Origin of the sequence: Arthrobacter oryzae (assembly GCF_003634095.1) — a bacterium.
Classification (GTDB): Bacteria; Actinomycetota; Actinomycetes; order Actinomycetales; family Micrococcaceae; genus Arthrobacter; species Arthrobacter oryzae.
The window spans coordinates 167,547-180,292 of the sequence record NZ_RBIR01000001.1 but is presented as its reverse complement, the minus strand read 5'-3'; the positions used below and the strand labels follow the sequence as shown (position 1 = coordinate 180,292).

The window sequence follows — 12,746 nt, the reverse complement described above, 5'->3', positions numbered from 1 at the left end:
CATTGACTGGAAACCGGGTGGGAGGGCCGGCCTGTTCCGCTGCCCCGCTGCTGCCGGGTCTGAACGGGCATGGCGAAGTGGCTGGTCAGTGCAGAATCTTTAGTCCACGCAGAGGCAGAAGGGGTGGCCGGCAGGGTCGAGGAATACCCGGAAGGTGGTGCCGGGCTGGGAATCCGCTTTCGTGGCCCCCATCTCGACAGCGGCCTTCTCGCCCTCGTCCAAGTCCTGCACCATCAAGTCCAGGTGCATCTGCTGTGGCACCTCCTGGCCCGGCCATTCCGGTGCCCGGTAGCCGTCCACCTGCTGGAAGGAAATACAGTCGCTGCCGTCTTCGGGGCGGATTTCGGCCCAGTCACCGTCGTCCTTCACGTTCCAGCCGAGCAGGGCACCGTAAAAGCCCGCGAGGGCGCCGGCGTCGGGGCAATCAATGACGAGACCTGGGAAGCGTGCGGTAGCCATATCGGAATGCTACCGCCGGAAATTGAGCCCGTCCCTAGAGCTCGCGGGCAAAATAATCCACCGCTGAGCCGAGGATCCCGTCCAGCCGGTCCTCCGCGCCAAAGAAGCAGTGGTCACCGCTCTGGACGGAGATGAGTTCATGGCGGACGTTCGCATCGGCGAGCGCAGTGGCCAGCAGTTCGCTCTGCGAGAGCGGGACCAGGCCGTCGCTGTCGCCGTGGACCAGCAGGAACGGCGGCGCGTCGGCGCCGACGTAGCCCAGTGGGCTGGCGGCGGCCAGCAGGGCGGCGTCGGCGGTGCCGCCCACCAGCATGGGGCCGGGCTCGAGCGTCATGCCGTTAGGCACGGCCGCGCTCAACGGCCCGTTCATCATGCCCGGGGGAATGCTCATGGCCGGCATGTCCGGCAGCGAGGACACCCCGTAGAAGTCGACGACTGCGCTCACGGCACTGGAGTGGCCTTGGACTCCGAGGCCGCCTTCCAGGTCCTCCCTGGCGCCGGTAAGTCCCAGCAGGGCGGCCAGGTGTCCGCCTGCCGATTCGCCCCAGGCGCCGATCCGTCCGGCGTCGACCCCCAGGAAGCCTGCGTGTTGGCGGAGGTACCGGACGGCGGCCTTGAGGTCGTGCAGCTGCGCCGGGAACGGCGCTTCGAGGGCGTGGCGGTAATCCACGGTGGCGCACGCGATGCCGGCCTCATTCAGCCGGCGGAACACTGAATCGGGGGCGAAGGTGGGCGGCAGCTCGCGGCGGTCCCCCAGCTGGAAGGCACCGCCGTGGATCCATACCACCAGCGGCACCGGTGTCTCGGCGGCGTTGCGGGGCAGCCAGATATCCATGGCGAGCCGGCGGAAGCCGATGGCGATCGCATAGCTGACTTCGCGGTGGACGGCAGAGTTTTCCGACACGACGTCGGCCGCGCCCGGGGGCAGGAACGCCGGGAAGGCCGGGGCCGGCAGCCCCGCTGGTGCGGCCTGTTCCGTTTCGCCGGGGGCGGTTTCTATGGCTGTGGCGGCGTCCGGGGTCACGATGCACTCCTTGCAAGTCGGGGCTGGTGGTCATTGCCGCCGGAAGGGGCGGTGAAGGTATGGGTTCCAGGCCCGACGACGGCGTTCGGCTGGCCGGGCAGCCTGACTTCCGCCGTGGTTCCTGACGGGATGGTCGCCGTGAGGGTGATCTCGTCGTCGTCGATCGCCCAGCTGACACCGATGAGTCCCTGCGGGCCGCGGTGCGACGTGGCCGCGGAGGTGATCCCGGCGCCGGGACGGGGCTCGATGATGATCCGTTCGTGGGCCGCGCTCCCGGGTGCCTGGCGCAGGCCGGCGGTGTAGCGGTGCAGGAACGAGATAACGGCACCCTTGCTGTAGTGGTTCAGCGACTGGCGGGCTGTTCCGTCCGCGTCGAGGCCGTTCCAGGCCTCCCAGACGGTGGTGGCACCGCGGTCCACCATCGCAAGCCAGGACGGCTCGGAGTCCTGCATGAGCAGCTCATAGGCGAGGTCGGGGTACCCGTTGTCGGCAAGGACGGGCAGCAGGTACGGCGTGGCCAGGAACCCGGTACCCAGATGGGTTCCGGCGTCGCGGACCAGTCCTGCCAGTTGCCCGGCGACTGCGGCGCGAACGTCGTCGGACACGAGGTCGAAGGCGAGCGCCCGCACACAATTGGCCTGCGTACCGCCGTCGACTGTTCTGTTTCCCACCGTTCCGTTCCCCACTGTCCTGTTCCCCACTGTTCCGTCGGCCCGCAGGTATTCCCGCTGCCACGCGCGGCGGACGTTTTCGGAGAGCTCCCCGAGTTCCCGGGCTTTGTCCTCCTTACCCAGTACGGCGGCAATCCTGGCCATGATGGCGGAGGAGTGCCGGTAATAGGCGGTGGCCACGATGCCGTTGTCGGCGGACCGGGAGGCGAACAGGTCCGGCGCCGGGCCGCCCGGTTCCATCCATTCCCCGAAATGGAAGCCGGTGTCCCAGAGATACTGCTCGTGCGGGGCCGGCGCGCCATGTGCCGCCGCCTTGGCCGGGTGCCGGGCGCCCTCCGCGGTGCTGCGGATGAAGCCGAGCCAACGTTCCATGGCCTCCCAGTTCTGTTCCAGGATGCCGGTGTCACCGGTGGCCAGATGGATCTCCCAGGGCACCATGACCACCGCATCTCCCCACCCTGAGGATCCGTTCGTGAAGGCCATGAATTCGGCCCCGGTTAGCTCCGGTCCCGGCGAGGGAGAGATGTTCGTGACCACCCCGTTGTCCCACTGGTCCTTGCGGACGTCGTTGAGCCACTTCGCCGTAAATCCTGCGACGTCGAAGAGGTAGGCGGCCGTGGGCGCAAACAGCTGCCAGTCGCCGGCCCAGCCGGCTTTTTCGCGTTGCGGGCAGTCGGTGGGGACCTCGCAGGCGTTGCCACGGAAGCTCCATTCAACAATGTCGTGGAGCCTGTTGAGCCGGCGGTCGCTGCAGCTGAAGGTGCCCAGGCGTTCCAGGTCGGTCTGGACCATGCAGCCCGTGATGTCCCCCGGTTCCAGGTCTGCGTCCAGTCCCTGCACGGCGATGTACTGGAAACCATGGGTGGTGTGGCGCGGTTCGAAGACCTCCCCCGGCGCTCCCGAGGCCACCACGGAATCCACCTGGCCGGCGCCGAGGAACTGCCCCGGATTGCGGAAATCATGGGGGCGGAGGTGGTCCTGGGTGACGTCCCCGTCGGCGTCGAGGGCTTCGCCGTACACCAGCGTGACAGTCGCGCCCGGGGCGCCAAGCCGGCTCAGGCGGATCCAGCCATTGATGTTCTGGCCCAGGTCCACGACCTGGTTGCCGTTGCTGAGCCGGGTGATGGAGATCGGCACGAGTTCCTCCACAATCCGGGTGGGCGGCGCCACCGGGCCGGTCAGGCCAGCGAAGCTGCCGTCCCGGAGGACCGCGCGCCCTGCTCCTTGGTGGCGGCGGCGGAAATCCACTCGCTGCCCGGCCATGAGATCGGCGCTGACGATCTCCGTCGCGGAAACGTGCCACGAGACGTCGGTGCCGATGACCGTCCGTTGTCCGCCCGTACCCAGCTCCAGCTGGGCCAGGAAAGCCGTCTGTGTTCCGTACATGTCGGCAACGCGCGTGTACCCGAACGTGCCGCGATACCAGCCGTCGGTGAGGACGGCCCGGACGGCGTTGGAGCCGGGCCGGAGCAGGCCGGCGATATCAAAGGCCTGCACCTGGAGCGTGCTATGGTAACTCGTCGAACCCGGGGTGAGCTGCTGGTCCCCCACCCGTACGCCGTTGATGAAGAGCTCGTAGATGCCGTGGGCTGTGGCGTAGACGCGCGCAAGATCCGGTGCGGCGTCTAGGGTGAAGGTCTTCGACAGCGCGTGTCCGGGGCGCTCCCCGGGTTCCGGAACCGCCGGTTCGTCCGGCCCGATCCACTGCGCGGTCCAGTCGCCGGGATGCAGCAGGCCCAGTTCCACGGTCATCGGCGCGGACCAGGCTGACAGAACCTCGGTACCGTCAGAGGCCACGTTCCAGGTCCGGACCGTCCAGTCGAACCGCTCCCGGGAGCCAAGGTCCGGCCCGCCGTACGGCACGAAGCTGTGCGTGCCGCTCGCCACCCGGCCGGTGTCCCAGCCGTTGCTGGCCGTCAGCTGGTAGGCAACCTGCCGGACCGTGCCCTGCGGCGGGGTCCAGCTGAATCTGGGCAGCGTATTGGTAATCCCGAAGGCTTCGCTGAGGTGCTCGGTACGAAGGTGCGTGGGGTGGTTCATGCGGGGAAGCTCCCTGAAATTCGGTTCAGCTGGATAGCGCGGTTCTGACGTTGGGCTGCGCCGGGGGTCAGGCGTAGTGGCAGGCGACGTCGGCGGCACCTACCCGACGGAGGGCCGGACGCTCGGCGGTGCAAAGTTCCGTGGCGAGCGGGCACCGCTGGCTGAAGGGACAGCCCGCCTGCGACGCCGTCACCGCAGCAGCCGTGCGGACGCCGAGGGATTCGCGCAGCATCCTCCGCTCGGCCTGTTCGGCGGCCCTCGGCACGGGTGAGGCGGCGACGAGGGCCTGCGTGAAGGGGTGCACGGGCGACTCCGTGACGGCTGCCGCGGGCCCGCTTTCCATAACCTGGCCGCGGTAGAGCACCACGACGCGCTGAGCGAGGAACTGGACCACCGAGATGTCGTGGGCAATGAACAGGTAGCTGAGCCCGTGTTCATCCCGGAGGTCGGCGAGGAGGTTGAGCACCTGGGCCTGGGTGGAGAGGTCCAGTGCGCTGACTGCTTCGTCGCAGACGACGAGTTTGGGTTCGCAGATCAGGGCACGGGCCACGGCGATGCGCTGGCGCTGCCCGCCGGAGAACTGGCTGGGGTACCGGTCCACGGCCTCGCGGGGCAGCCCGACACGTTCCAGCATGGCTTCTGCTTTTTGGCGTGCCACTGCGGCCGTAACGCCGCGGAGCCGCAGCGGTTCCGCCAACGAAGCACCGATGCTCTGGCGCGGGTTCAGCGAGGAGTTGGGGTCCTGAAAGACCGCCCGGAGTTCGCCGCCGAGGGCGCGGCGCTCTGCAGCCCCGGCATGGGTGATGTCCTTGCCCTGGAACCTGATGATGCCGCCGGCGCTCGTCTGGAGGCCAAGGATCGCCTTGCCGATGGTGGACTTTCCGGAGCCGGATTCCCCCACCAGGCCTACCGTCTCGCCGGGACGGATGGAGAAGCTGACGCCGTCCACCGCTGCCGGGGCTGCTGCAGCTTTCCGGCCGCGGCCGTACCGGACCACCAGATCCTTGACCTCCAGCATGGGCTGCTCCGGCGCAGCTGGCGCCGTGTCCTGCCGTTCTGCCGTCTCGATGCTCATGCCAGATCCTTTTCGACGATTTTCAGTACACGGTGAGTCGGCACTTCGGTGGCCAGCCATTCCAGGCCCTCCACGGCCAGTTCGTCCGCCTTCACGCAGCGGACCATCCCGGACTCGGAGCCCGAGGACAGCAGCGGCACCGGGGCGGCGCACGCGGCGCCGGCAAACTGGCAGCGGGCCATGAAACGGCAGCCCGTGGGCCAGTCCTTTGGCTGCGGCACCTGCCCGCTGATGGTGGCCAGCCGTTCCGGCATGTCCGCCGCGGTGTTGGCGTGCGGGTCCGCGGCCAGAAGCGCCAAGGTGTAAGGGTGGCGGGGGTTGTCGAGAATAGTGGCGGTACGGCCGCTTTCCACCACCTGACCGGCGTACATCACGGCGACGTTGTCGCAGATGTCCGCCACCACGCCGAGGTCGTGCGTCACCATCACCACGGACATCCCGGTGTCCTTCACCAGGGTGCGCAGCAGCGAGAGGATTTCGGCCTGCACGGTGACGTCCAGCGCCGTGGTGGGTTCATCGGCCACCAGCAGCCGGGGGCGGCCGGAGAGTGCCAGGGCGATGGCGACGCGCTGGGCCATGCCGCCGCTGATCTGGTGCGGGTAGGTCTTGAGGATGCGTTTGGCGTCCACAATGCCCACCTTTTCGAGCAGGCTGAGGGCTTCGGCACGTGCCTCGGCCTTGCCTACCTTGCGCAGCCGGCGGATGGCCCCGGCGAGCTGGTAGCCCACGGTGAACATGGGGTCCAAGGCCCGCATGGGTTCCTGCGAGATCAGGGCGATGTCCCGGCCGCGGATGCCTTCCATCTCGCGCTCCGTGGCGGCGGCCAGGTTCTTGCCGTTCCACAGGATCTGCCCGCCGGCGGCGGACACCCCGGCGGGCAGCAGTCCCAGCAACGACAGTGCCGTCATGGTCTTGCCGCAGCCGGACTCCCCCACCAGCCCCAGCACCGTTCCCTGCTCCACGTCGAACGAGACGCCCGTGACCAGCGGAGTCCCTCCATCGACCCCTACCGAAAGGTTGCGGACGCTCAGCTGGCCTTTGGCCGGCATGGCTCGGGGGTCGGCAGCCGAAGCCGCTGCGCCGACGGCGGCGTCCGCTGCGGCACCTGCCGATGCCACAGAACCACCACGCTGGCGGCGCGCACCTGCCGACGGCAGGTGCGATGCCGCGGTATTCGGCGCCTTCCCCAGGGCGTTGCCGATGGCATTCGCGGCAAGGACGGTCAGGGCAAGGACCGCACCTGTCGGAACCATGAGCCACGGGGCGTCGTAGACGTGCTGCGAGGCGCCCTGGATCATGCCGCCCCAGCTGGGCTGCGGGATGGGCGGGCCGAAGCCGATGAACGCCAGTCCGGCCTGGATGAGCATGCCGACGGCGAAGATGAGGGCGGACTGAACCACGATGGTGTTGGTCAGTCCGGGCAGGACGTGGCGGAGGCTGATGCCCAGGGTGCTTACGCCGTCCACCTTGGCGGCGTCCACGTAGAGCTGGGACTGAAGCGACTTGGCCTGGCCCAGCATGACGCGGTAGATGCCGGCGGAGATCAGGACACCCAGGATGGCCATGACCAGCGGGATGTTGGTACCGACGGCACCAATGACCGCCAGGATGATGACGGTGCCGGGCAGCGACATCATGACCTCGGTGACGCGGCTGATCACTCCTTCCGTCCGGTCTCCACCCGCGGCCACCATCGCCAGGGCCGTTCCAAGCCCGACGCCGACAATCACCGTGATCAGGGAGGTTCCCAAGGTGCCTGCGGCGGCAGCGAAGATCCGGCTGAGGAGGTCCCGGCCAAGCTCGTCGGTGCCCAGCCAGTGCGCGGCGGTGGGGCCGGACAGGACGGCGGTGAAGTCCTGGTCTTCGGTCTTGTACGGCAGCCACCACGGGGCAGTCAGCGACGCGATCACCAGGGCTCCCAGCCATACGATGCCGGCCACACCCCCGGGCGAGCCGACGAGTCGGCTCGCGGAAACTTTGCTGAAGGCGGTCCGCTGGCCGGGCTTGGGCTGCACTGAATTGGGCTGCACAGCTGCGGCAGCCGTGGCTTGCGCACTGTCTGCAGGGGCGGGGGCGACGTTGGGGATCATGAGGCACGCAACTTCGGGTCGAGAAACTTGGTGGCGAGTTCCAGCACGAGGTTCACGGCCACCACCACGACCGTGGCGATGACCACCACGCCCTGGACGGCCGGGGCGTCGTGGGTGCTGACGGAGGTCTGGACGGCCTGGCCCAGACCCGGCATGGCGAAGAGTTGCTCCGCGATGACGGAGCCGCCAAACAGGCCGATGAATTGGAGGGCGATGCCGGCCACGATGGGCAGGCTTGCGTAGCGCAGGGCGTGGACGTAGAGGATTTTCCAGGTGGGGGTGGCCGTGGCACGCAGCGTCCGGACGTGCTCCTGCTGCAACGCTTCAAGCATCGAGGCCCTGGTCTGGCGGGCAATGAAGGCCGCTCCGCCGACGGCAAGCGTGATGACTGGGAGAGCCAGGGACAGGCCCCAGTCCTGCGGCGAGACCTCGAACGGCACGTACCCGGTGGCGGGAAAGACCGAGGACTGGACGGCGAACAGGTACACGAAGATGATGCCGATCCAGAAGGCCGGGAGGGCAACCGCCAGGCCACAGATCGCGCCGACGATCCGGTCCACCAGGCCGCCACGGACCGCCGCCGTGACGCCCAGGCCGATCCCGAGGACCGCGCTCAGCACGGTGGCGCCGGCCGCGAGTGAGGCCGTCACCGGAAGCCTGTTGCCCAGGTCCGCACTAACCGAGCGGCCATCGATCAGGGACGCCCCCAGGTTTCCCTGGACGGCGTCACCGAGCCAGCGGAAGAACTGGGCGGGGAGCGGATCGTTCCAGCCAAGCCGTGTGTTGACCTCGTCGATAGCGTCCTGGGACGCCCCGGCGCCAAGCGACACGGCGCCGGGGCTGCCGGGCATCGCGTGCACCAGCAGGAATGCCAGCACCGCAACAACCAGCACGGTGGCCAGCGCCATCAGCAGACGCTTGGTGATGAATAGTGCCATGGTGACCTCCATCGGTCAGGTCCTGCCGGACGGCCGCCCGAAGGCGGGGTGGCCGTCCGGCAGGTTCGGTGTTTAGCTGGCCGGTGCGTACGACGAGAGCAGCGGGTAGGCGTTCGAACCTGCGAACTTCACCTGCTGAACCTTCTTCGTGTTGTAACCCTGGTTGGTGAGTGACTCGTAGAGCGGGATCATCCAGCCGGATTCCAGCAAACGGGTGTTGAGCTTGGTCAGGGCGGTCTTCCTGGCGGCGTCGTCCTTCGCGGCTGCGGCCTCGCCCGTGGCGGCCGTCAGCTGCTCATCGGTGGCCTTCTGCACATTGGTGAAACCGTTCAGGACCACGCCGTACATCAGGCCCACCGGGTTGTCCCAGCCGAGCGCGGCGTAGCCGAGGGGTGTGGTTGCGACGGCCGCGAAGGCTTCATCGGTGGAGGAAGCCATCTTGATGTTCATCTTGATTCCGACGGCAGCCAGATCCTTCTGGACCGCCTGCAGGTCCGTCTGGGTTTCAGCGCTGCCAACGATGGTGAACTCGAAGCCGTTGCCGTAGCCGGCCTCAGCCAGCAGGCTCTTGGCCTTCTCCGGGTTGTAGGCGAATTTGGTGTTAAGCGTTTCGGTGAAGCCCGCGGAATCCTTGGGCAGGGCATTCCAGGACGCGATATCACCTTTGTGCAGGGCGTCTACCAGCGACTGGCGGTTTATGGCGTACTGGAACGCCTGGCGGACTTTTTCGCTGCCAAAGGCGGGTGCGGTCTTCCCCGTCTTGTCGAAGGAAACCATGGTGTGGAGGGTTCCGCCGATCTGGGACACGCCGAGGCCCTTTGACTTTGCGAAGTCCACCGTGGGGGAGGTGAGCATGGCGACGTCGGCCTGGCCGGAGACGAGGGCGTTGGCGCGTGCCTGGGGATCCTGGATGACGCTGAAGGTGATCTTGTTGTAGGCGTAGTCTGCGGCGTCGGCGTTCTTGGCGTTCTTCACCAGGACGTACTTGTTGCCCTTAACCGTGGAGGGGTCGAGCGTGTAGGGTCCCGAGCCGTCCGGGGTTTTGGCGAGGCTGGCGGTATCGGCAACACCGCTCTTACCGACAACCATGCCCATGGTGGAGGCGAGGTTCTTTTCGAACCCCGGCTGCGGCTTGGCGAACTTGATGGCCACCTGGGTGGGACTGACAACACTCACCGACGTGATTTCCTGTGCGCCGCCCTTGGCGATGGCGGAGTAGGCACTGAGTGCGGGGTCGCTGCGGCGGTCCAGGTTGGCCTTCACCAGTGCCGCATCAAGGGTCTCGCCGTCCGTGAAGGTGACCCCTTCCTTGAGGGTCAAGGTGAGGACCGTGTTGTCCGCGCTGTAGTGGAACTCCTTGGCCAGGCCCGGCCCAACGGAACCGTCCGGCTGCAGGGTCATGAGGTTTTCGTAGAGACCTTCAAAAAACTGCCGCTGCGCGTCGGCGACACGCAGGGGATCGAAGCCGAAGGAGGCGCTGTCGCTGTCGACGGCGATGGTCAATGCGTCTTTGTTGACGGCGGATGCCGCCTGGGACCCGCCGCCGCAGGCGGTCAGCGGGCCGAGCAGAAGCGCTCCGGCCAGAACGGCCGCGCTCCGTCGTGCGGTGGAGTTCAGAAGTTTCATGTAGTGCGCCTTCGCATTCTTTCTCAGCAAACGGGGGTCAACATCCGGAGGAGCTTGGCGGCCTGTGTGCCGATCGTCCGTGACCGGCTTCCGGGCCGTTGCGCCGGTGCCCCTCTCGTCAGATGGGGCTCGGTGACCGGCTCACTCAAGGATCACGGCGACGCCTCAAACGGAAACACGAGAATGTCATTGATTGGAAAAGTATTGTGGTGGGGGTCACTCCGGACGGATGCCGGGCGGACGCACAGTGTCCGAGTGCTGAGGGACGACCCTTTCAACCAATGAAAACGGCCGCGCCTCCCCCGGCATTGACCACGGAGGATGGACAGTCAGCCCATGCACAGCCGCTTGGCGCTCAGATCGAAAGGAACCAGATGACCGACTCTTTTGCCTTCCCGAGCGATTTCCTGTGGGGCGTCGCCACGGCAGCCCACCAGGTCGAGGGAAACAACGTCAACAGTGACTGCTGGTTCCTGGAGAGGCTTCCCGGCACGATCTTCGCCGAACCGTCCGGGGACGCCGTCGACCACTACCACCGATACCGCGAGGACATCGCCCTGATCGCCGGCCTAGGGTTTACCAGTTACCGTTTCTCGCTGGAATGGGCCCGCATCGAGCCCGAGGAAGGCTATTTCTCCGTGGCGGAACTCAACCATTACCGCCGCATGCTGGAGGCGTGCCATGAGCACGGCCTCACGCCGGTAGTCACGTTTCATCACTTCACGTCGCCCAGATGGCTGCTGGCGGCCGGCGGCTGGGAGGACCCGCAGACGCCCGCACGGTTTGCCCGCTTCTGCGACCGGGCCATGAGGCACCTCGGCGACCTCATCGGCGTTGCCTGCACACTCAATGAACCCAACCTCCCATGGCTGCTCAAGGAGCTCGGCCTGGGTGGCGAGGCCCCTGATCGCAGGGCAGAGGTGCCGCTGTGGGCGGCGGCGGCGGACCGGCTCGGGATCGACGCAAGCCGCGTGGCGCCCTTCCAGTTCACGGTCTCCGAGGCCGGCTTCGATATCAAGCTCGCTGCGCACCGGGAGGGCCGGGCCGCCATCAAAGCGATCCGGCCGGAGCTCCCGGTCGGGTGGACCCTGGCCAACACCGACATCCAGGCAACGGAAGGCGGCCAGGACCGTGCGGACAGGATCCGGCGAGAGGTCAACGAACGCTTCCTCGTGGCGTCCCGCGACGACGACTTCGTGGGGATCCAGACGTACGGCCGGACGGTCTTCGGCCCGGATGGGGTGATGCCGGCCCCCGAGGGAGCCGCGACGAACCAGATGGGCGAGGAAATTTACCCCGAGGCCCTCGAAGCGACCATCCGGGAGGCAGCCACGATCGCCGGCATCCCTGTCATCGTCACGGAGAACGGCCTGTCCACTGACGACGACTCCCAGCGGCTGGCCTACCTCCGCACGGCGATAGCCGGCGTGGAGTCCTGCCTGGCCGACGGCATCGACGTCCGCGGCTACATCGCCTGGACAGCCTTCGACAACTTCGAGTGGATCTTTGGCTACGGGCCGAAGTTCGGCCTCATCGCCGTGGACCGGACCACGCAGGAACGGACCCCAAAGGAGAGCGCCAAGTTCCTGGGCAGCCTGGCCGGGAGGAGGGTGGCTGAGTCCGTGTGAACCGGCGCAGATGACGCCCCACCGCAACAGTGCCGCGGCCATGGCGCACCGGCTACGAGTTTCATTGGGCGAAACACTATTGTGGTGGGGGTCACTGGCGACGAACTAGGAACGATTTGAGATGACAGCAGTCCCCGAAAGGGATCCGGACAGCGCCGGGCCCGCAACCCCGGCCCCTGCGCGCGGCAAGCGGCCGAAGCAGGGCGAACCCGTGATCGACCGTGCGTTGAGCCTGCTTGCGGTGTTCTCGGACCGGCGTCGCGCCCTGACGCTTTCCGAAATGGCCAGGTACGCAGACATCCCGGCGCCGACGGCCCTCCGGCTGATCGCCCGACTGGTGGCCTGGGGTGCGCTGGAAAGGCTCGACGACGGGCGATACGTTGTGGGAGTTCGGCTGTGGGAAGTCGCATCGCTGTCGCCCCGCGGCCATGGCGTGCGGGAAATCGCACTGCCCTATCTCGAGGACCTGTTCGAAGTGACACGTCATCACGTCCTCCTGGCGGTGCGCGACAAGGACGAGGCCGTGCTGATTGAACGGCTGTCGTCCAAGCAGGCTACGGAGGTGGCTTACCGGGTGGGCGGCCGGGTACCCCTTCGGTCCACGGCCGTAGGGCTGGTGTTGCTCGCCGGCGCTGATACGGCATTTCAGGAAGCCGTCATCAAGCAACCCGCTGATGAGGAGGCCGGCGTGGACGCCATGCCGGAGGGGCAACTGCGGCGCACGCTGTCCGATGTGCGCCGCACTGGGGTCGCCATGATCAGAAGATCGGCGCCCTCCCGGACCGTCTCCGTGGCCTCGCCCATTTTCGATGCCCAGGGCGCCGTCGTCGCAGCACTTTCCATTGTGGTTCCCGACGGCGCGACTCCCCCGAACGTGCTGGCGCCTGCGGTCCAGGCCACGGCCAGGGCGGTGTCACGAAATCTCGGGTTCAACGCCGAGACCAGCGCCGGAATGCGGCAGCAGGCGCTCGCCTAAGGCAAACGTGCCAATCAGTGGAACTGCAGGGTGAGCCGTCCGGGGAGCAGCCTTCGGGAACTCCCACGACCCGCAGGCCGGGACACGGAGGCGGCCCGCTGCGTGGGCATATAGTCTGCGCATGGCATTTCGAGCGGACCGGAGGGAACATCAATGACACTTAAAGGCTGGAACCCGCTCGTGCTCTTGCCGGTCGCGTTCTTTGCGGCCTTCATCATC

Annotated in this window: 9 protein-coding genes; 2 read left to right on the top strand and 7 right to left on the bottom strand. The window is 67.4% G+C overall.

The genetic code is table 11. From position 1 onward, the window contains the following. Positions 1-99 precede the first annotated feature (99 nt). From C8D78_RS00910 to C8D78_RS00880, 7 genes are all read right to left on the bottom strand, one after another. Positions 100-459 carry a VOC family protein gene (locus tag C8D78_RS00910; RefSeq protein WP_120950015.1) on the bottom strand — a complete coding sequence of 120 codons (360 nt, stop codon included), beginning with the start codon at positions 457-459 and terminating at the stop codon, positions 100-102. A 34-nt stretch (positions 460-493) separates the two neighbouring features. Next, positions 494-1,483, bottom strand: a complete 990-nt coding sequence (locus tag C8D78_RS00905) for an alpha/beta hydrolase (protein WP_341867104.1) — start codon at positions 1,481-1,483, stop codon at positions 494-496. Further along, the gene (locus C8D78_RS00900; protein ID WP_120950014.1) at positions 1,480-4,194 is read right to left on the bottom strand and encodes an alpha-L-rhamnosidase; all 2,715 of its coding nucleotides are present in this window, start codon (positions 4,192-4,194) and stop codon (positions 1,480-1,482) included. Before C8D78_RS00900 ends, C8D78_RS00905 begins: the two co-directional genes overlap by 4 nt. Positions 4,195-4,261: 67 nt before the next feature. Further along, on the bottom strand, positions 4,262-5,269 hold the full coding sequence (locus C8D78_RS00895) for an oligopeptide/dipeptide ABC transporter ATP-binding protein (protein ID WP_120950013.1): 1,008 nt from the start codon (positions 5,267-5,269) through the stop codon (positions 4,262-4,264). Further along, positions 5,266-7,359 carry a dipeptide/oligopeptide/nickel ABC transporter permease/ATP-binding protein gene (locus C8D78_RS00890; protein WP_120950012.1) on the bottom strand — a complete coding sequence of 698 codons (2,094 nt, stop codon included), beginning with the start codon at positions 7,357-7,359 and terminating at the stop codon, positions 5,266-5,268. Before C8D78_RS00890 ends, C8D78_RS00895 begins: the two co-directional genes overlap by 4 nt. Continuing rightward, positions 7,356-8,309, bottom strand: a complete 954-nt coding sequence (locus C8D78_RS00885; protein ID WP_120950011.1) for an ABC transporter permease — start codon at positions 8,307-8,309, stop codon at positions 7,356-7,358. The genes C8D78_RS00890 and C8D78_RS00885 overlap by 4 nt, the downstream gene beginning before the upstream one ends. Positions 8,310-8,369: 60 nt before the next feature. Continuing rightward, positions 8,370-9,923 (bottom strand): ABC transporter substrate-binding protein, encoded by a 1,554-nt coding sequence (locus C8D78_RS00880; protein WP_120950010.1) that lies wholly within the window; start codon positions 9,921-9,923, stop codon positions 8,370-8,372. 374 nt (positions 9,924-10,297) lie between these two features. On the opposite strand from C8D78_RS00880, the gene C8D78_RS00875 reads away from it, so the two are divergent. Continuing rightward, positions 10,298-11,551, top strand: coding sequence for a glycoside hydrolase family 1 protein (locus C8D78_RS00875; protein ID WP_120950009.1), 1,254 nt, complete (start codon positions 10,298-10,300; stop codon positions 11,549-11,551). 121 nt (positions 11,552-11,672) lie between these two features. Beyond that, positions 11,673-12,527 carry an IclR family transcriptional regulator gene (locus C8D78_RS00870; RefSeq protein WP_120950008.1) on the top strand — a complete coding sequence of 285 codons (855 nt, stop codon included), beginning with the start codon at positions 11,673-11,675 and terminating at the stop codon, positions 12,525-12,527. Positions 12,528-12,746 lie beyond the last annotated feature (219 nt).